Origin of the sequence: Inquilinus ginsengisoli (assembly GCF_050434925.1) — a bacterium.
GTDB lineage: Bacteria > Pseudomonadota > Alphaproteobacteria > DSM-16000 > Inquilinaceae > Inquilinus > Inquilinus ginsengisoli_B.
Genome location: NZ_JBNDJK010000001.1, coordinates 5,115,314 through 5,134,290 on the forward strand (window position 1 = coordinate 5,115,314; position 18,977 = coordinate 5,134,290).

Annotated in this window: 16 protein-coding genes; 6 read left to right on the plus strand and 10 right to left on the minus strand. The window is 69.1% G+C overall.

What is annotated here, in order from left to right; translation table 11 throughout:
* Positions 1-86 precede the first annotated feature (86 nt).
* Positions 87-296: a hypothetical protein gene (locus QFZ27_RS24420; protein WP_429229061.1), complete on the minus strand. Its 210-nt coding sequence runs from the start codon at positions 294-296 to the stop codon at positions 87-89.
* Between the two features lie 280 nt (positions 297-576).
* On the opposite strand from QFZ27_RS24420, the gene QFZ27_RS24425 reads away from it, so the two are divergent.
* From QFZ27_RS24425 to QFZ27_RS24445, 5 genes are all read left to right on the plus strand, one after another.
* Positions 577-2,055, plus strand: coding sequence for a hypothetical protein (locus tag QFZ27_RS24425; protein WP_429229062.1), 1,479 nt, complete (start codon positions 577-579; stop codon positions 2,053-2,055).
* Positions 2,015-2,851, plus strand: coding sequence for a hypothetical protein (locus tag QFZ27_RS24430; protein ID WP_429229063.1), 837 nt, complete (start codon positions 2,015-2,017; stop codon positions 2,849-2,851). Before QFZ27_RS24425 ends, QFZ27_RS24430 begins: the two co-directional genes overlap by 41 nt.
* Positions 2,848-3,948 (plus strand): hypothetical protein, encoded by a 1,101-nt coding sequence (locus QFZ27_RS24435; protein WP_429229064.1) that lies wholly within the window; start codon positions 2,848-2,850, stop codon positions 3,946-3,948. Before QFZ27_RS24430 ends, QFZ27_RS24435 begins: the two co-directional genes overlap by 4 nt.
* A complete protein-coding gene (locus tag QFZ27_RS24440; RefSeq protein WP_429229065.1) occupies positions 3,933-4,976 on the plus strand; it encodes an OmpA/MotB family protein in 1,044 nt (347 codons plus the stop codon). The genes QFZ27_RS24435 and QFZ27_RS24440 overlap by 16 nt, the downstream gene beginning before the upstream one ends.
* A 202-nt stretch (positions 4,977-5,178) precedes the next feature.
* Positions 5,179-7,536, plus strand: coding sequence for a xanthine dehydrogenase family protein molybdopterin-binding subunit (locus QFZ27_RS24445; RefSeq protein ID WP_429229066.1), 2,358 nt, complete (start codon positions 5,179-5,181; stop codon positions 7,534-7,536).
* 4 nt (positions 7,537-7,540) lie between these two features.
* Here QFZ27_RS24445 and QFZ27_RS24450 read toward each other — a convergent pair whose 3' ends face one another.
* The 9 genes from QFZ27_RS24450 to QFZ27_RS24490 form a co-directional block, all read right to left on the minus strand.
* Positions 7,541-9,058: a tripartite tricarboxylate transporter permease gene (locus QFZ27_RS24450; protein ID WP_429229067.1), complete on the minus strand. Its 1,518-nt coding sequence runs from the start codon at positions 9,056-9,058 to the stop codon at positions 7,541-7,543.
* A 14-nt stretch (positions 9,059-9,072) separates the two neighbouring features.
* On the minus strand, positions 9,073-9,561 hold the full coding sequence (locus QFZ27_RS24455; protein ID WP_429229068.1) for a tripartite tricarboxylate transporter TctB family protein: 489 nt from the start codon (positions 9,559-9,561) through the stop codon (positions 9,073-9,075).
* On the minus strand, positions 9,558-10,505 hold the full coding sequence (locus tag QFZ27_RS24460; protein ID WP_429229069.1) for a Bug family tripartite tricarboxylate transporter substrate binding protein: 948 nt from the start codon (positions 10,503-10,505) through the stop codon (positions 9,558-9,560). The genes QFZ27_RS24455 and QFZ27_RS24460 overlap by 4 nt, the downstream gene beginning before the upstream one ends.
* A 241-nt stretch (positions 10,506-10,746) precedes the next feature.
* Complete coding sequence (locus QFZ27_RS24465) at positions 10,747-13,221, minus strand: extracellular solute-binding protein (protein WP_429229070.1); 2,475 nt, start codon at positions 13,219-13,221, stop codon at positions 10,747-10,749.
* Between the two features lie 82 nt (positions 13,222-13,303).
* The gene (locus tag QFZ27_RS24470) at positions 13,304-14,485 is read right to left on the minus strand and encodes an integrase core domain-containing protein (RefSeq protein ID WP_429224614.1); all 1,182 of its coding nucleotides are present in this window, start codon (positions 14,483-14,485) and stop codon (positions 13,304-13,306) included.
* 175 nt (positions 14,486-14,660) lie between these two features.
* Complete coding sequence (locus tag QFZ27_RS24475; protein WP_429229071.1) at positions 14,661-15,338, minus strand: response regulator transcription factor; 678 nt, start codon at positions 15,336-15,338, stop codon at positions 14,661-14,663.
* A gap of 98 nt (positions 15,339-15,436) precedes the next feature.
* A complete protein-coding gene (locus QFZ27_RS24480; protein ID WP_429229072.1) occupies positions 15,437-16,156 on the minus strand; it encodes a nicotinamidase in 720 nt (239 codons plus the stop codon).
* Positions 16,157-16,234: 78 nt separating this feature from the next.
* A complete protein-coding gene (locus QFZ27_RS24485; protein ID WP_429229073.1) occupies positions 16,235-17,284 on the minus strand; it encodes a bile acid:sodium symporter family protein in 1,050 nt (349 codons plus the stop codon).
* Between the two features lie 267 nt (positions 17,285-17,551).
* The gene (locus QFZ27_RS24490; protein WP_429229074.1) at positions 17,552-18,040 is read right to left on the minus strand and encodes a class I SAM-dependent methyltransferase; all 489 of its coding nucleotides are present in this window, start codon (positions 18,038-18,040) and stop codon (positions 17,552-17,554) included.
* Positions 18,041-18,217: 177 nt separating this feature from the next.
* Here QFZ27_RS24490 and QFZ27_RS24495 point away from each other — a divergent pair, with 177 nt between their 5' ends.
* Complete coding sequence (locus QFZ27_RS24495; protein ID WP_429229075.1) at positions 18,218-18,898, plus strand: class I SAM-dependent methyltransferase; 681 nt, start codon at positions 18,218-18,220, stop codon at positions 18,896-18,898.
* The last annotated feature ends 79 nt before the right edge of the window (positions 18,899-18,977 follow it).

The following is an 18,977-nucleotide window of genomic DNA, read 5'->3' on the forward strand; positions in this document are numbered from 1 at the left end:
GGGCGCAGCGAGCGGTGCCCCCGGACACGCCGGCTCGCACATGACTGCCGGGCCATGCCCTGCCTTCACGGCCCGGCGGAGCAGCCTCAATCCTCCTCGGCCGCCAGCTGGGCCAGGATGCGGCCCCTGCCCATCTGGGGCAGCACCAGCGGCACCGCCACGATTAGAACGGTGATCGCCAGCAGCGTGATCGAGATTGGCGAGGAGAACAGGATCATCGGGTCGCCGCGGCTGTTCTGCAGCGCCCGGTGCAGCGGCAGCTCCGCCATCGGTCCCACGATGAAGCCGACGACCACCGGCGCGATCGGATAGTGGAAGCCTGCCCGAGGATGCAGAGGCGGGAATCCCGGTCGGCGCGAGTGCCCAGAACCCGTAGGGGCGTCGGCGCCTGCGGTGGTGATGCGCATCGCGCAGGCGGCCGCGCCACCATCATCCAGCACCGCATTGGCCAGTTGGGCGACCCGCTGGACCGCGTCGGGCAGGGCGGCGTCCGCGCCTGGAGCGAGGGCGCGATTGACGCACCCTCTCCGACAGGGGATATCTCTGTCCATACGGTAAGCAGATTTGAGTCGGGTGATGGGATCGCCACTAAAGTCGTTGACGGCTGTTCTGAATCTGGCGCCGAGCAATATTGACGCGACGACCACTGTGTTCCCCTCGATCAGCAGCGACTCCATCGCGCGCAGGCTGGATCTCGAGGTGGAGGCGGAGCGGAGAGGCAAGGAGAACTTGCCGCAGACCGACGCCGCCGATCTGGATGTTGTGGAATCCAGAATTATCGATGAAGTCTCGGATGTCCGAAGAGTCGGTCTGACCGCCTATGAAAGCGAGATGCGGGTCTATGCGGACCGCATGAACGGCCTGGATGTCGAAGGCAAAGTCTCCGAAATCGACGTCTCGATCTCGAACGGCATATCGGCGCTGCGGGAGCGGGTCCATATCGGCACGGATCACCTTTATCTCCAGGGCGAAAGACTGAAGCTGCTGAGGGAAGAGCTGGAGCGGTTCCGTGATCGCCATCGCCTGGACCGGACCGCCCATCTGCCGACTGCCGCCAAGCGCCACGTCATGCGGGCGATCATCTTCCTGATGCTGGCCGCGGAGTCGATCATCAACGGCAGCTTCTTCATGGAGTCGAACGAGCTCGGCCTGATCGGCGGCGTGTTCACCGCCTGTACGATCGCGGCGGTCAATATCTTCTTCTCGTTTCTATTCGGCAGGATGACCGTCCAGGTCAATCATCGGAACCTGATCAGGAAGGCGGTCGGAGCGATCATATTCCTGGCGTTCCTGGTGTTCGCGATCGGCTTCAATCTTTTCGTGGCGCATTTCCGGGAGGTCGCGGGGCTGGTCAATTGGGAGGCTGCAACCCGGCAGGCGGCCGGCCAGTTCTGGGCGGATCCGGTGGGCCTGACGATCTTCAACTCGTGGATCCTTGTCCTCGTCGGCTTCGCCTTCGCCACGGTGGCCTGGATCGAAGGCTACGGCTGGGACGACCCTTATCCCGGATTCGGCGACGTGTGGCGGCGCTGGGAGCGTTCGATCGCCGACTACGCGCATGAGAAGGAGAGCCTGCTGGAGGAGCTCCGCGACACCAAGGACGAGGTGCTCGAAACCATCAAGGGCGCCCGCGCGGATATCGCGTCGCGGATCAGGAACTACATCCAGGCGTCCGACTATCGGGATCATCTGCGGCTCGCGCTGCCGGTCTTCCTGGAGCAGACCCAGCAGGCTGCGAGCGCCTTGATCGGGCGGTATCGGGAGACCAACACCCGGCACCGTTCCTCTCCCGCGCCGGCCTATTTCGCAAGACCCGTCTCGCTGTCGAAGGTCGAGCCGGTGGCCGGCGAAGCCGAAGCGTCGACCAGGCGGGCGGAGCTTGGAAACCTCACCGAGCGGGCCGATGCCATCCTTTCGGATCGGACGGCGGAACTGCTGGCGGAGTTCGAGTCGACATTCGGCGAATATGAGCGGATCAGCCGATTTGCCAGGGGATTGAGTGCCGGGGGGCTGAATGATGGGCGCGAGACGCCGTCGCCTGCGAAAAAGACGTAGCGGATCGGAATCCGAGGGCCTTTGGAAGGCCGGCCTGATCGCGGCAGTGGCCTGCGCCCTCTTTGCCGGCGGCGCATGGATCTACATGGAAGCGGCCAGCGCCAACCCGAAGATCGACCAGGCGACGCTCTGCCCGGCCGGCGGGCCGACGGGGGTGGCGGCGGTCCTCATCGACACGACGGATACGCTCTCGCCGGTGCAGCGCCTCGACGTCCTCAACAAGCTGCGAGGCCTTCGCGAGGAGCTGCCGCGCGGCTGGCTGGTCGCGATCTATCCCGTCAAGTCGACGCCGGAACAGCCGCCCCGGGCATCGCTGTCGCTGTGCAATCCCGGCCGGGGCGAGGGACTCAGCCAGCTGACATCGAACCCGGCTTTGGTGGAGAAACGGTGGCGGCAGGCCTTCGACACGCCCCTCCAGGACCTTCTCGGCAGCCTGGTCGCAGCCGGGCAGGGAACGTCGTCGCCGATCATGGAGACGATCCAATCGGTCGCCGTCGCCGAGTTCGGGGATCCCGACAAGAAGTCGCTGCCAAGGCGGCTCGTCCTGGTGTCCGACATGCTCCAGTACAGCCAGAAACTCTCCCAATACAACGGCACCAGGGCCTTCGGCGAGTTTGCCAAGACGGATGCCTATCGATCGCTGAAGAGCGATCTCAGGGACGTCGATGTGGAGATTCTGTACGTCAGCAGAGCGAACCAGGAGCGGCGCCAGAATGCGGATCATATCGCGTTCTGGACGGATTTCTTTGCCGACGAAGGCGCCAGCATATCGAGGATCGTGAGGATATCCGGATGACCTACGGCTCGCCCGCGCCGCGTCGTGCGTTCCAGCACCAGGTCTCCGCTGCGGCCGACAAGATCCTGTTCGCGGTTGCGTTCGCCTTGGGCGCCGGCCTCATCATTGTCCTCAAGATCTACGACGCGAAGCAGTGGGTGATCAGCCTTTGCATCGCGACGTGCATGATCGGCTACGTCCTGATCTGCCTGGGCGTTCAGATCGCACAGATCCGGGAAGACATCGTCGCCGACAATGTCTATTACCTCGGCTTTCTTTACACCCTGACCAGCCTGGGAATGGCGCTGTATCAGGTGGCATCGGTCCAGGACGACCGGCTGATCGAGAATCTGCTGTCGAATTTCGGGATCGCCCTGCTGTCGACGATCCTGGGGATCTTCCTCCGCGTCATGGTGAGCCAGATTCGGCGCGATCCGGTGGAGGTCGAGCGCGAGGCCCGCCTCGAGCTGGTCGAGGCGGCGTCCATGCTCAAGGGCGAGCTTCGGGGGATCATCGTTCAGTTGAACGACTTCCGGACCGAGATGACCCAGATCCTGCGGGAGGGGACCGAACTCACGCTCAAGCAGCAGGGCGAGGCGCTGGAGCGATATGGCGAGACGCTCGGACAGGAAATCCTGTCCATTGCGGAACGCGTGTCGGTCGATCTGGCGGTCCCGCTCGCGACGGGGGGGCAGGAGATCGGGCGGGCGACGGAGGCGCTGCGGTCCCGGGCCGATGAACTGGCCCAGCAGTTGTCCGCGTCTGCCGGCGAGTTGAAGAAGGCCGCCGGCTCGTTCACCAAGGCGCTGGACGATTCGGCGCGGCGCGCCGGCGCCTTGGCCGGGCGCTTCGCCGATGAAACCGGACGCGTGCACGCCCAGGCGTTCGACCTGTCCGGCACCCTCGTCACCCAGCTTTCGCTGCTGCGGACCGATCTGGGCCGGCTCCGCGACACGATGGTCCAGCATTCCGAGGCGATGAGCGCGGCCCGCACGGCCGGGCGCGAGGATGCGACGGCGATGGCGCAGGCGCTCCGCGAGCTCGGGGGCCGGATCGGCCGGGGAGCGGATGTGGAAGGTGAGCCGGCGCCGCCGAGGAACTGGTGGTCGCGCTCATGATCTATGATCAGTCGAAGCCGAGCCTGCCGCTGTCGGATCGGCGGTCCTACCGCCGCGGCGTGATCCTCGGTCTGACCGTGGCCGAGTTCTTCCTGCTGCTGTCCTTTGTCTTGGTCCTGTCCCTGGCGCTGCTGCTGGCCCGCCAGTCCGGCGACCGGTCAGCGCTGCGGCAGGTCCAGCAATTGCTGGTGGACGCCGGATCTGGCGACAGCGCGCGGGCCATCCTCGACCGCATCACCGGTCTCGAACAGGTCGTCCGCAGCCGGGACGAAAGGATTGCGGCGCTGTTGGCGGAGAAGGAGGAGGCGCGTCCGATCCTGGAGGCGACGGCCGGGATGGACAGGAAGGAGATCGAGAACTTCATCGAGCTGGTGCGAGGGATCTCGGCGAAGGCGCGGAACGGCGAGATCACCGCCGAGGACATCACCAGGATCGCCAGGAATGCGGATCTGGTCGAGACGGTCCGTGGCATCACCGATTCCTGGGAGGATTCGAACCGCAGGATCGGCCAGGCGCTGAAGGGTGAGTTCGGCAAGGACCTGTCGCGCTGGAATGCGGAGATCGATGATGATGGATCCGTCTTCCGCTTCCTGGCCCCCGATGTGCTGTTCGATCAGGGCCGCGCCAGCCTGACGCCGGCGTTCAAGGGAACGCTCGCGGATTTCTGCCCCCGATTTCTGCACCTGTTGAACGATCGCCGCGACGCGATCGCGGAGATCCGGATCGAGGGGCATACCTCATCCGAATGGCGCCAGAGCACCCCTGCGAGGGAAGCCTATTTCCTCAATATGGGCCTGTCGCAGGAGCGGACGCGATCGGTGCTGGAATATTGTCTGGGGCTGGGCGATGTCGCGCCGGTCGAGGGCTGGGCGCGGCATACCCTCGTCGCGGTCGGCATGTCCTCGAGCCGCCCGGTGCTGGACGGCAGCGGCGCAGAGGAATCGGATCGGTCGCGCCGGGTGGAATTTCGCGTCGTCAGCGATGCGGAGTCCCGCATCGGTGAGATCGCCCAGCAGCTTTCCAGATAGCCGGATCAGGTCGTTGATTGTCCCGGCCAAGCCGCTATCCTGTTGAGGCCTGCGCCCGGCCGGGGGGAGCGTTGCCGAAACGGCGTCTCTCATCCCGGGGCCTGCCCCTAGTCTGGATTCACCAATTCTCGAGAGCCAAGGCCGACGCCTCGCCATCGAGCGTGACGCCTTGGCTCCTTCCGCAGCGATCGAGGCTCCGCCGATGAACGACGTCTTCAAGGCCGAGGATTCCGCCGCCCTGCAATTCGGCATCGGCCAGCCCGTATCCCGCATGGAGGACCCGGTCCTGCTGCGCGGCGAAGGCCGCTACACCGACGATGTCAGCCTGCCGGGCCAGGCCTATGCCGCCTTCGTGCGCAGCCCGCATGCCCATGGCGTCATCGCCGGCATCGACGCCGAGGCGGCCCGCACCATGCCGGGGGTGCTGGCGGTCTACACCGCGTCCGACCTCGCGCCGATGGGCTACGGGCCGCTGAAATGCGTGATCGCGTTCCAGCACCGCGACGGCAAACCGATGACGACGCCGCTGCGCCACGCTCTGGCCGAGGGTAAGGTGCGCTTCGTCGGCGACCCGGTCGCGGTGGTGATCGCCGAGACCGCGCATCAGGCGCGTGACGCGGCCGACGCGGTCGCGCTCGACATCGACCCGCTGCGGGCGGTGACGCGCGTCGCCGAGGCGGTCGCGCCCGGCGCGCCGGTCCTCTATGACGACGCGCCCGGCAACCTGGTGCTCGACTATCATTTCGGCGACGCCGACAAGGTCGCCGAGGCTTTCGCCAAGGCCGCCCATGTCACCCGGCTGGAGATCCTGAACAACCGCGTGGTCGTCAACGCCATGGAGCCCCGCGCGGCCGTGGTCGATTACGATTCCGAAACCGGCCGCTTCACCGTCCATGCGCCGAGCCAGGGCGTGTTCGGCAAGCGCAACAACCTGGCCGAGGCGATGGGCCTGCCGCCCGACCGGATCCACCTGATCACCGGCCATGTCGGCGGCTCCTTCGGCATGAAGGGCGCGGTGTTCCCGGAATATGTCTGCCTGCTGCACGCCGCCCGCGAACTCGGCCGGCCGGTGAAGTGGACCGATCAGCGCTCCGACAGCTTCGTCTCCGACCATCACGGCCGCGACATGGAGGTGGTGGGCGAGCTGGCGCTGGATGCCGAGGGCCGCTTCCTCGCCACCCGCTTCACCGGCTACGGCAACCTCGGGGCCTACGTCTCCCAGGTCGGCCCGATGATGACCACGCTCAACATCGCCAAGAACTCGATCGGCATGTACCGCACGCCGCTGGTCGAGGTGAACACGATCTGCGCCGTCACCAACACCGTGCCGATCGGCGCCTATCGCGGCGCCGGGCGGCCGGAGGGCAACTACTACATGGAGCGGCTGATCGACACGGCCGCCGCCGAGATCGGCATCGACCGGGTCGAGCTGCGCCGCCGCAACATGGTGGCGCCGGGCGAGCTGCCCTGGAAGACCCCGGCCGGCACCGCCTATGACAGCGGCGACTTCCCGGGCCTGCTCGCCCGCGCCGTCGAGGCCGCCGACTGGGACGGCTTCGCCGCCCGCCGCGAGGAGAGCACCGCCCGCGGCAAGCTGCGCGGCCGTGGCATCGGCTGCTATCTCGAGGTGACGGCGCCGCCGGCGAACGAGATGGGCGGCCTGCATTTCGAGCCGGACGGCACGGTCACCATCGTCACCGGCACGCTCGACTACGGCCAGGGCCACTGGACGCCCTTCGCCCAGGTGCTGCATTCGAAGCTCGGCATCCCGCTCGACCGCATCCGCCTGGTCCAGGGCGACAGCGACCGGCTGATCGCCGGCGGCGGCACCGGCGGCTCGAAATCGATCATGGCGAGCGGCGCCGCGATCCTGGAGGCGGGCGACCTGGTGATCGAGAAGGGCCGGCAGATCGCCGGCCACCTGCTGGAGGCCGGCGCCTTCGACGTCGAGTTCCGCGACGGCCGCTTCACCGTGGCCGGCACCGACCGCGGCATCGGCCTGATGGAGCTGGCCGGCCGGCTGACCGCGGGGCTGCAGCTGCCGCCGGACGTGCCGGACACGCTCGATGTCGACCATGTCTTCAAGCAGGCCCCGTCGGCCTATCCGAACGGCTGCCACGTCGCCGAGGTCGAGATCGACCCGGACACCGGCACCACGTCGGTGGTGCGCTATGTCATGGTCAACGACTTCGGCACGGTGGTGAACCCGCTGCTGGTCGAGGGCCAGCTGCATGGCGGCGTCATGCAGGGCGTCGGCCAGGCGCTGATGGAGCGCACCGTCTATGACGGCGAGGGCCAGCTGACCACCGGCTCCTTCGTCGACTACCAGATGCCGCGCGCCGCCGACGCCCCGCCGGTGTTCACCTTCGAGAGCCGGCCACAGCCGACCGCGACCAACCCGCTGGGCGCCAAGGGCTGCGGCGAGGCCGGCTGCGCCGGGTCGCTGCCGGCGGTGATGAACGCCGTGGTCGACGCGCTCTCCGGCCTGGGCATCCGCCACATCGACATGCCGGCGACGCCGCTGGCCATCTGGCAGCGGATCGCGGCCGGGCAGGGGTAGCCGCTCAGTCCTCCTCGGCCGCCAGCTGGGCCAGGATCCGGCCCTTGCCCATCTGGCGCAGCACCAGCGGCACCACCACGACCAGGACGGTGATGGCCAGCAGGGTGATCGAGATCGGCGAGGAGACCAGGATCATCGGGTCGCCGCGGCTGTTCTGCAGCGCCCGGCGCAGCGGCAGCTCCGCCATCGGCCCGAGGATGAAGCCGACGACCACCGGCGCGATCGGGTAGTGGAAGCGGCGCAGCATGTAGCCGAGCAGGCCGAAGGCCAGCAGCAGCCCCAGCTGGAAGGACGACGGGTTGGACCCGATGGTGCCGAGCGTGGCGAACACCAGGATGCCGCCATACAGCCAGGGGCGCGGGATCGACAGCAGCCGGACCCACAGCCCGACCAGCGGCAGGTTCAGCACCAGCAGCATGGCGTTGGCGACGAACAGGCTGGCGATCAGGCCCCAGACCAGGTCCGGATTGCTCTCGAACAGCAGCGGGCCGGGCTGTATGTTGTATTGCTGGAACCCGGCCAGCATGATCGCCGCGGTCGCCGAGGTCGGCAGGCCGAGGGTCAGCAGCGGCACCAGCGTGCCGGCGGCCGAGGCGTTGTTCGCCGCCTCCGGCCCGGCCACGCCCTCGATGGCGCCATGGCCGAATTCTTCCGGGTGCTTCGACAGCTTCTTCTCGGTGGCATAGGACAGGAAGGTCGGAATCTCGGCGCCGCCGGCGGGCATGGCGCCGATCGGGAAGCCGAACAGCGTGCCGCGCAGCCATGGCTTCCACGACCGCTTCCAGTCCGACTTGCTCATCCAGATCGAGCCGCGGATCGGCTCGACATGCTCCTCGGTGCGGCCCTGGCTGCCGGCGACCGACAGCGCCTCGCCGATGGCGAACAGGGCGACCGCCAGAATGGTGACGCCGATGCCGCTCAGCAGCTCCGGGCTGCCGAAGGTCAGCCGCGCCCGGCCGCTCAGCTCGTCCAGGCCGATCAGGCCGATGGCCAGGCCGATGGCCAGCGAGGTCAGGCCGCGCATCGGCGAATCGCCGAAGGCGGCGGAGACGGTGACGAAGGCCAGGATGATCAGCGCGAACTTCTCGGGCTCGCCGAAGGAGATCGCGATCTTGGCGATCTCGGGCGCGATGAAGGCCAGGCCGGCCGTCGCGATCAGCCCGGCGACGAAGGACCCGATCGCCGCCGTGGCCAGTGCAGGGCCGCCGCGGCCGGAGCGGGCCATCTTGTTGCCCTCCAGCGCCGTGATGATCGAGGCGCTCTCGCCCGGGGTGTTGAGCAGGATCGAGGTGGTCGACCCGCCATACATGCCGCCGTAATAGATGCCGGCGAACATGATCAGCGATCCCCCGGGGTCGAGGGAGTAGGTCACCGGCAGCAGCAGCGCCACGGTCAGCGCCGGGCCGATGCCGGGCAGCACGCCGACCGCGGTGCCGAGGGTGACGCCGATCAGGGCATACAGCAGGTTGACCGGCTGCAGGGCGACGGCGAAGCCCTGGGCGAGAAAGCCGAAAGTGTCCATGCGTCAGGCCCCGATCACGAGAACAGCTTTTCCAGCGGGCCCGCCGGCAGGGTCAGGTCCAGCCCGGTGCTGAAGATGAACCAGACCATGAAGGCGAAGACGATGCCGATCGGGATGGTCTGCCACAGCGGGCCGCGGCCGAAGGCCCTCACGGTCGCGGCGAACAGAAGGCCGGTGGCGATCGAGAAGCCGGCCGTGTTCAGCAGCAGCATCTGGGCGGCCAGGCCGCCGATGATCCAGATGATCGGCGGCAGGTCATCCTTCTCGCGCGCCGGCGGGTCGCCGCGCCAGGCGGCGACCGCCGTCCACGTCGCCATGATCAGCAGCAGGCCGCCGATCAGGCGGGGGAAGATCGCGGGCCCGAACCGGGCCGCGAACCCCTTCACATTGAGCAGGCTGGCGTCCCAGAACAGCACCACGGCGGCGACAGCCAGGGCCGCGGCGATCCCCAGGACCGGCCAGTCCGGCCGACGCTTAGCGGTGTGTTCCGGGGCGGCGCTCATTCGGCCAGACCGATGTCTTTGAGGATCTGCCCGGTGGTGCCGATGTCGGCGGCGAGCTGCTTGTCGAACGCGTCGCCGGCCAGGTAGGTGTCGATCCAGCCCTTGGTCTTCAGCGTGTCCTGCCAGGTCTTGGACTTGGCAAGCTTCTCGATGTCGGCGGCGACGGCGGCCTTCTGCTCGGCGCTCAGCCCCGGCGCGGCGGCGACCATGCGCCAGTTCTGCACCACCACGTCGAGCCCGGATTCCTTCAGCGTCGGGGCTTCGACACCCGGCAGCCGCTGCTCGCTGGACACCGCAAGGACGCGCAGCGCCCCGGCCTTCACCTGGGCATCGAACTCGCCATAGCTGGAGATGCCGGCCGTGACCTGGCCGCTCAGCACCGCGGCCAAAGCCTCGCCGCCGCCGGAATAGGCGATGTAGTTGATCTCGGTCGGGTCGACCCCGGCCGCCTTGGCCACCAGCCCGACGGCGATGTGGTCGGTGCCACCGGCCGAGCCGCCGGCCCAGGTCACGCCGCCCGGATCCTTCTTCAGGGAGTCCACCAGCTCCTGCACCGTCTTCAGCGGCGAATCCTTCGGCACGACGATCGCCTCGTATTCGCCGGTCAGGCGGGCGATGGGGGTGACGTCGGCCAGGCTCACCGGCGACTTGTTGGTGATGATGCCGCCGACCATGACGTAGCCGCCGACGATCAGGGCCTTCGGGTCGCCCTTGCTCTGGCTCACGAACTGGGCCAGGCCGACCGTGCCGGCGGCGCCGGGCACGTTGACGACCTGGATGCTTCGCGAGATGCCCTCGGCCTGCAGGGCGGCCTGCATCGACCGCGCGGTCTGGTCCCAGCCGCCGCCGGGCGCGGCCGGCGCCATGATGGTGTAGTCGTTGGCCCGGGCCGCCAGCGGCAGCGCCAGGACGGCCGCCAATGCGGCGATCGCGAATGTCTTCATGAGTATCCTCCCCCTGATCGGTTTGGTTTTGCCGAAAGCATAGCGCCCCGTGCGCTCACCGCACAGGATGCTCGCTTATCGGCCGCTGGTGATGGATGAAACGATGACGGGCCGCCGCCGGTCGCGGGGCTGTGGCATCTCGGGTGACATCGGGACCTCCCTGGCCTGTTGCTTCGCCCCGGGCATCGCGATCGGCCCGGTTCCAGGGATCAGTCTAGCCGCCGAACCTGTCAGCGTCCTGTCATGGGGCGGTGCCGTCGGAGACCAGCCGTCGCCAGGTCTGCAGGAACCGCTCGCGGCGTCGCTCGTCCAGCGCCACCAGCAGCGACGGCCCCAGCGGGATCGGCTGCAGCGCGCCTTCGGTCTTGCCGGCGATGCTGCCGGCGGACCAGGGGCCGGAGATGTCGGGCATGATCGCGCCCAGGCCGGTGACGCCCGCCGCCAGGGCCTGGCCGCGCGGCGACAGCAAATAGTCGACGAAAGCGCGGGCCAGTTCGGCATCCGGGGCCGCGCGGGGGATCAGCGCCACCCGGGTCATCACCAGGGCATAGTCCTCCGGCACCACCACGCCCAGCCGCAGCCCTGCCGCCTGCCGGGCGAAGGCGTAGGAGCCGAGCAGGTTGTAGCCGAGGATCAGTTCGCCGCTGACGATCCGGTCCAGCATCTCCGGGCTGCTGCCGCTCAGCTTCGCGTCGACCCGGCCGAAGGCGGCGGCCAGCCGCCAGAAGTTCGAGGAGATCAGCGCGTCCTGGCTGGCCAGCAGGTGGCCGATGCCGCTGACCGCGATGTCGTAGGTGGCGACCCGGCCGCGGAACCGCTCCGGCTGCGCCTCCAGCAGCGCGATCAGCTCGGCATGCGACCGCGGCACCTCGGCCTCGGACAAGAGGTCGGGGTTGTAGGCGATCACCGCCGGCTCGAAGGTGAAGCCGATCGCCTCGGCCCGCCACTGCGCCCAATGCGGCAGCCGGTCGAGCCAGGGCGAGGCATAGGCCTGGGCGAAGCCGTCATTGGCCAGCTTCACCTGCAGGTCGGGGGCGGAGCTGATCATCAGGTCGGGCACGGGCGACAGCTGCCCGCTCGACGCCGCCTGGTACATCGGCAGCGTGTCGGTCTCCTGGTACACCACCCGGATCTCCGGCCGCAGCGCCTGGAAATCGGCGATGAAGCGGGCGAAGAGCGGGGTGTCGGTGGCGCCGAGGATGGTCAGCGTCCGCTCACCGCCGGCCGGGGCGGGGTAGACGGTGGTGCCGGGCGCGGCCCGGCTCGGCTCGATCGTCGTCGCCAGCAACGCCGCGGCCAGCAGCAGCGCGGCGGCCGGTCCGTGCGGCCGCCGCCGCGCGGGCTCCGTCACCGGCAGCGCGACCTCGACCTGCAGCCCGCCGCCCGGCCGGTCCAGCAGCGCCAGCGTGCCGCCATGGGCCGCGGCCACGGTGCGGACGATCGAGAGGCCCAGCCCCGATCCCGGCCGGTCGCGGCTGCCCTCGCCGCGGGCGAAGCGCTCCAGCACCAGCGCCTTCTCGGCCTCCGGAATGCCCGGGCCCCGATCGGAGACACGGATCACGGCCCGGCCGTGCTCGACCGCCGCCTCGATCTCGACATCGCCGCCCGGCGCATGGGTCATGGCGTTGTGCACCAGGTTCCACAGCATCTCGCGCAGGGCGACGCGGTCGCCGCTGATCTCGGCCCGCGCCGCCTCCGGCGCCAGCGCCACGGCCAGCCGGCCGGACTCCTCGAAATCCAGGCGCTGGCGGACATCCTCGACGATGGCGTCGAGCGCCACGACCGTCGCCTCGCGCGCCTCCAGCCGGTGGCGCACGGTGGCGTCCATCAGCAGCTGGTTGACCAGGTGGCTGGCCTGCACCGCGTTCTGGTGGATGCGGACGACGCGGTCGCGCAGCTTGGCGGGGTCTTCCTCGTCGACCGCGACTTCGGCCTGGGCGCGCAGCGAGGCCAGCGGCGTGCGCACCTGGTGGGCGGCGTCGGCAACCAGGCCGCTGACCCGCTCCATCACGCTGCGCAGCCGGGCGATGAAGTCGTTCAGCGCCCCGGCCAACTGCTGCACCTCGACCGGCACCGGCACCTGTACCGGCGACAGGTCCTCGGGCGCGCGGCGGCGCAGCTCGCGCTCCATCACCACCAGCGGCGCGAAGGCGTAGCGGATGCCGAACCAGACCAGGCCGAGGGCGACCAGGCCGAGGGCGGCGAGCGGCAGGGCGGCCTGGCCCAGGATCTCGGACGCCAGCGCCGCGCGGGCGCCGCGGGTCTCGGCGACGCGGATGGTGGCCCAGCCGGCCTTGCCCTCGACGAAGACCAGCCGGCCGACGGTGGCGATCCGCACCGCCTCGCCGTGATAGCTGCCCTCGGTGAAGCCGGGGGTGGCCGAGGCCGCCTGCGGCAGGCCGGCACCGAGGTCGCGATAGCCGGTGACGAAGGCGCCGTCCGGCGCCGCCACCTCGTAGAACACCCGGTCGTCATCGGAGAAGTCGAGCATCGCCAGCGAGGCGGTGGGCAGCTCGACGGTCACCGCGCCGTCCTCGATCTGCACCGCGCCGGCGATGGTGAAGGCCGAGGCGGCGAGCAGCCGGTCGAAGGCGCTGTCCGACGCGCTGCGGGCATAGTCGCGGATCAGGGCCACCAAGCCGATACCGGTCAGCAGCAGCGCCAGCACGGTCAGCGCCAGCATGCGCCGCCGGATCGATGCGCGGCCGGATTTCATCACGACCCGCCTGCTCGTTCCGCGGGGTCGGCGATCGCGACGGCAGGCATACGAATTGTCCAGCGGATAGATGGGTGACATTTTAGACCGGATGGATGGGTGACAGCTGCGTCGGGTTGGGGCGCCTGCGCGCAGGCGCCCCAACCCGACGCAGTCGCTTCTGCTGGGGGTCGATCACCCCGATCGGCGTGTTGTAGAAGCGCATGCGCAGCTCGCCGGTTTCGCGTTCCTCGATGGCGACCCATTCGCCGACCAGAACCTCGGACACGAACAGGAAGTCGCCCGCCCACTTGATCTCGCCGTTCGAACGCACCCGGCGGATATCGGCTTCCCGGGGATACTCCGGCTCCGGCAGACGCTTCGGCAACGGCCGCGGCGACGGCTGATAGTGCCGCGCCGGCGGCGTCTGCCCCAAGGCTTCATGCGGCCGTTCGTGGTTGTAATACGCCCGGAATTCGGCGAAGCGTGCAGCCTGGGCCGCCCGGTCGGCCGCCGCCGGCTCAATCGCCTCCCGCAGGGTCAGATGGAACCGCTCCTGACGTCCATTCTGCTGCGGCTTGCCCGGTGCCGTCCGCTCGTGCCGGATGCCCAGCTTCGCCCACCAGGCGCTCAGCCGCGTCAGCCCGGTAACCCCGGGCGAGGCGAACGGCGAACCGTTGTCCGACCGCATGATCTCGGGCAGGCCATTCTCCTCGAAGCTCCGCTCGAACTCCGCTCGCGCCTCCTCACCCCGGGTGCTGTCGCCCGCCGTCAGCCCCAGCAGATACCGCGCATAGCCGTCGCCGATCGTCAGCGGCTCGCACCGCTCGCCATTGCCCAGCCGAAACCAGCCCTTGTGGTCTGTCGCCCAGACCTGGTTCGGCCGCTCCGCCACCGTCAGACCGCCCAGCGTCGGCGGCACCCGATGACGCCGACGCCGCGGCTGCACCAGACCCTCCCGCTTCAGGATCTCCCCCGCCGTCGACGGCACCGGCCAGGCCGCCTCCGGATAGCGCTCCTCCAGCTTCGCGATGATCTTGCGCGGACCCCAACTCGGCCGCGCCAGCTTCTGCTCGATGATCGCCGCCGCCAACTCCACCGGCGTCGCTCGGCCGTGCACTCGCGGCGCATGGCTCCGCTCCGACAGCCCCGCCGAACCCTCCGCCCGATACCGATCAATCCACTTGTACGCCGTCTTCCGAATGATCCCGTAGCGCTCCGACAGTTCCACCACCGTCCACTCCCCGCCCAGCCAGTCCCCGATCAACGACACTCTCTGATCCATGGCACAGCTCTCTTCCCAAGGCATCCGCAGGCCCTCCCTGCCGAAGTAGAGCTGTCACCCATCCATCCGGTCTATTCTGTTACCTCTCTATCCGGACTGGACAGCGAGCCCGGCCTCTCCCGCGAGCGGGAGAGGCAAATGCCTCGCACTGCAGAGACCCGTTGCTGTCATCGGCTCATTCCCGCGCACCGCGCGGCTGCACCCGATAGCCGGTGCCGCGCAGGGTGACGATGTCGATGTCGGCGCCCTCCAGCTTGCGGCGGACGCGCGAGACCAGCAGTTCCAGCGCGTTGACCGACACCTCGGCCTCGTCGCCGAACAGCTGCATCATCAGCCGGTCCTTGGCCGCCACCTGGCCGGCGCGGGTCAGCAGGATCTCCAGCAGCCGGAACTCGCGCCGGCCGAACTCGACATGCTGGCCGGCGACGGTGACGGCTCGGCCGGCCAGGTCCAGGGTGACGTTGCCATGCGCCACGGTGCTGCTGGTCTGGCCTGCCGGGCGCCGCAGCAGGGCGCGCAGCCGCGCCTCCAGCTCGCGCAGGTCGAAAGGCTTGACCAGGTAGTCGTCGGCGCCGAGGTCGAGGATGCCGACCTTGTCGTCGATCTCGGACCGGGCCGTGACCACCAGGACGGGAGCGTCGACGCCGCGCCGCCGCAGGTCGCGCAGCACGGCGAAGCCGTCCTGGCCGGGCAGCATGATGTCCAGCAGCACGGCGTCGAAGCTGTCGTGGCCGGCGGCCTCGGCGGCGGCCAACCCGTCGCGCACCCATTCCACCGAGTGGCCGGATTTGCGCAGCCGGTTCTCCACCGCCTCCCCGAGATCGGGATTGTCTTCGACCAGAAGGATCCGCATCCGTCCTTCATGTCGGAAAGCGCGGGGCGCGGCAAGCCGCGCCGGTTTCCGATGTCGAGCTCTCCCGCGGGCGCATCGTCCCGCGGGAAGAGGCCGGGTCAGGCGATGTCGGCGGAGACGATCTTCTGCACCCCGGCCGCGGTCATCGCGGTCCAGGCCTTGGCCAGCGACCCTTCGGCGTCGATGCCGCGGCAGGCGTCGTCGACGACGAAGGCCTCGAACCCCGCCTTGCGGGCGTCGATGGCGCTGAAGCAGACGCAGAAATCGGTGGCGACACCGACGGCGAAGACCCGGCGGATGCCGCGTTCCTTCAGATATCCGGCCAGGCCGGTGGCTGTGCCGTCGGCCTCGTTGAAGGCGGAGTAGCTGTCGACCTCGTGGTGATAGCCCTTGCGGATCACCAGCTGCGCCGTCGGCAGCGTCAGGCCGGCCGACAGGTCGGCGCCCGCCGTGCCCTGGACGCAGTGGTCGGGCCACAGCACCTGGTCGCCATAGGCCAGCTTGGTCGTCGAGAACGGCTTGGCGCCGGGATGCGCCGAGGCGAAGGAGACGTGGCCCGGTGTGTGCCAGTCCTGGGTTACGACGATGTTGGGAAAGCGCGCGCCCAGCGCGTTGATCACCGGCACGATCTTGTCGCCGTCGGTGACCGCCAGGCTGCCGCCGGGCAGGAAGCAGTTCTGGACGTCGATGACCAGCAGCACGTCGGCGTCGCCCGGCGTGATCGTGGCGGCGGCGGCGATGCCGGACCGCAGCCATGCAGCACTCGCGGCGGCGGCGCCGGCAGTGGCCAGAAATGCGCGGCGGCTGATCTGGGCCATAATTTCCCCCTCGCTCTCATTGCAATGCCAAGAGGCTCGCACGGAGGGGGAGAGGCAACAAGTCCTAATGCTGAGGCGTCAGGCGGCCCGCGCCGTCTGGCCGCGCGGCTTCTCATTCTTGTTGTTGTGGGCCTCGCGCGCCTCCGCATCCGTCAGCGGGCGGGCGGCGAGGCGGCCGGCGATGACACTGACCGCCATCAACTGGAAGAAGTGGAATAGCATCAGCGGCGCCAGCACCAGGCCGAGCTGCGGCGTGGCGCCGAACATCAGCCGGGCCAGCGGCACGCCGGTGGCCAGCGACTTCTTCGAGCCGCAGAAGGTCGCGGAGATGGTGTCGGGCAGGTCGAAGCCGACCAGGCGGCAGACGCCCCACATCACGGCGAAGGCGGTGCCGAACAGCAGCACCACCCCGGCGACGATCTCGACCAGCACGATCGGGTCCTGCTGCGACCAGATGCCGGACGCCATCGAATCGGCGAAGGAGCCGTAGACGATCGCCAGGATGATCACCCGGTCGGCCATCTTGATCCGGGCATAGTGGCGGTTGGCCCAGGCGCTGAGCAGCGGCCGCACCAGCTGGCCGAGCACGATCGGCAGCACCACCAGCAGCGCCACCTTCAGCAGCACCGGGCCGAGCGGCATCGGCGCGCCCTGGTTGTGGGTGTACCAGGCCATCAGCAGGGGCGTGATCGCGACGCCGAGCAGGCTCGACAGTGTGGCGTTGAAGATCGAGGCCGGCAGGTTGCCGCGCGCCAGCGAGGTCATCGCCACCGAGGAGGAGATGGTCGAGGGCAGGACGGCGAGGAAGAAGAAGCCCAGCAGCAGCTCCGGCTGGATCCAGTCTTCACCCAGCGCGCCGACGCCCAGCACCAGGGCCGGGAACAGGATGAAGGTGCCGGCGGTGGCCAGCAGGTGCAGCCGCCAATGCGACGCACCGGCCCGCATCTTCTCCGGCGCCAGAGTCAGGCCGTAGAGGAAGAAGACGACCGAGACGCCGTAGGTCGAGATCCAGTCCCAGTGCAGGGGGCCGCCCGTGACGCCCGGTGTGGGCCAGAGACACGCCGCGAGGGCGACGAGGGGAAGGGCGATCATGAACCAGTCGGGCTTAGCCCGGCGTGTCTTGCTCATCACACTCTCGCAACTTGCCCGGGTGACCCGTGCATTCCGTATACAAGATAGGATGAAGCCTGCTCGGACCAGCCCCGATCCGGCATGGGTGTGTTGCAGTGCGGGATAATGCCGCAGACGCGAAGGACGGCCGTCGGCGCTGCGAATCCCGTTACCTCCGTCATTGCGACCCCGGCCTTGAGCCGGGGGAAGCAATCCAGGGCCGTTTGGCGTGACTCCTGGATTGCTTCGTCGGCTGCGTCTCCTCGCAATGACGGTTTGGGGCTGTCAGCCCACCCGCCAGATGAAATACGGCCATTCCGGTGTTTCGAAGGGCAGGGCGGTCCAGCGTGGCGCCTGCAGCGGCCGGTCGCTGACCACCAGGCCGCCGGGCGCCATCAGCGGGTCGATCAGCCCGGCCAGCCAGCCGGCCTGGGCGGCGTCGCGGGCGCGGTCCTCGCTGCCGAAATCGGCATGGGCCAGCGCCGCGGGGACCCACGGCATCCGGCCGGACAGGGCTGGCAGGGTTTCGCGGAAATCGCCCAGCACCAGGTCGGCGCCGGTCGGCGCCGCATCCGCCGGCGCATGCAGGTCGCGGTCGAAGGCAACGATCTGGCGCTCCGGGAACAGCTTGCGCAGATGGCTGTAGGTGCGACCCTTGCCCAGGCCGATCTCCAGCACCGGGCCGGGCAGGCCACGGATCTCCTCCGCCGCCCGCTCCAGCGCCCGGCGCTGGGTGGTGAGGCGGGCGATCATGCGGTCGAGGCGGCTGTCCATGGGGTGGCTCCGGGCAGGCTCGAAGGTGTCGAGGGCCGCCACTGTAGGTTCGGCCGGGGATGCCGTCGATCCCGCGAATGCATGCCGAAATCAGTCGGTTCGTCCGGACGAATTCACCCGCATGTCGCATCCAAAGTGTAGGGTCGCTGCATTCCGCCCGAGACCCGAGGACAGGTCATGACCGCCCCTTCCTACGCCACCTGGCACAGCGACCCGCAGAAGGAGGCCGCGATGGGTCCTTCGCATGCCCCGCTGTGGCGCCATTTCATCGAGACGCTGCCGGAGCGCGACCTGACGACCCGGACGGTCCTGGACTTCGGCTGCAACCGGGGCGGCTTCCTGCGCTTGCTGCACACGCTGCGGCCGTTCCGTCGGGCCGTCGGCATCGACATCGCTTCGGACTCGATCGCGGCGGCGGCCGCCGCCACGGGCGACCTGCCGCTCCAGTTCCACGTGGCGACCGATCTGGCGCCGTGGGCGGACAGCTTCGACATCGCCTTCAGCTACGAGGTGATCTATCTGCTGCCCGACCTGGCCGGCCATGCCAGGGGCATGTTCGACGCGCTGCGCGACGGCGGGGTCTATTACGCGGTCACCGGCTGCCACACCGAAAACCCGCTCTGGCCGCGGTGGCGGGAGGTGATCGGCGCCGCCAGCAACGCGCCGGTCCAGGACCACGCGCCCCAGGACTTCATCGATGCCTTCGCCGCGGCCGGATTCGCCGTCTCGGTGAAGCGCTTCGGCTATGACGGCTTCATCCCGGCGACCAAGGACCGGTCCTACTATCCCAGCATCGTCGACGCCATCACCTACGCCTCCGACCACAAGCTGCTGTTCCGGCTCGAGAAGCGCGTCTGAGAGCCCGTCGTGACGGCGATCGAGCGCCGGCCGGGCGCACGCATCCGACCGCGCCGGCGCCCCGTTCCGCCACTCCGCC

Coding starts and splice junctions, on each gene's coding strand:
- QFZ27_RS24495 (WP_429229075.1), top strand. CDS start 18,218: ATGACCGCCCCTTCCTACGCCACCTGGCACAGCGACCCGCAGAAGGAG.
- QFZ27_RS24460 (WP_429229069.1), bottom strand. CDS start 10,505: ATGAAGACATTCGCGATCGCCGCATTGGCGGCCGTCCTGGCGCTGCCG.
- QFZ27_RS24465 (WP_429229070.1), bottom strand. CDS start 13,221: ATGAAATCCGGCCGCGCATCGATCCGGCGGCGCATGCTGGCGCTGACC.
- QFZ27_RS24485 (WP_429229073.1), bottom strand. CDS start 17,284: ATGAGCAAGACACGCCGGGCTAAGCCCGACTGGTTCATGATCGCCCTT.
- QFZ27_RS24455 (WP_429229068.1), bottom strand. CDS start 9,561: ATGAGCGCCGCCCCGGAACACACCGCTAAGCGTCGGCCGGACTGGCCG.
- QFZ27_RS24445 (WP_429229066.1), top strand. CDS start 5,179: ATGAACGACGTCTTCAAGGCCGAGGATTCCGCCGCCCTGCAATTCGGC.
- QFZ27_RS24470 (WP_429224614.1), bottom strand. CDS start 14,485: ATGGATCAGAGAGTGTCGTTGATCGGGGACTGGCTGGGCGGGGAGTGG.
- QFZ27_RS24450 (WP_429229067.1), bottom strand. CDS start 9,058: ATGGACACTTTCGGCTTTCTCGCCCAGGGCTTCGCCGTCGCCCTGCAG.
- QFZ27_RS24475 (WP_429229071.1), bottom strand. CDS start 15,338: ATGCGGATCCTTCTGGTCGAAGACAATCCCGATCTCGGGGAGGCGGTG.
- QFZ27_RS24435 (WP_429229064.1), top strand. CDS start 2,848: ATGACCTACGGCTCGCCCGCGCCGCGTCGTGCGTTCCAGCACCAGGTC.
- QFZ27_RS24430 (WP_429229063.1), top strand. CDS start 2,015: ATGATGGGCGCGAGACGCCGTCGCCTGCGAAAAAGACGTAGCGGATCG.
- QFZ27_RS24425 (WP_429229062.1), top strand. CDS start 577: ATGGGATCGCCACTAAAGTCGTTGACGGCTGTTCTGAATCTGGCGCCG.
- QFZ27_RS24480 (WP_429229072.1), bottom strand. CDS start 16,156: ATGGCCCAGATCAGCCGCCGCGCATTTCTGGCCACTGCCGGCGCCGCC.
- QFZ27_RS24490 (WP_429229074.1), bottom strand. CDS start 18,040: ATGGACAGCCGCCTCGACCGCATGATCGCCCGCCTCACCACCCAGCGC.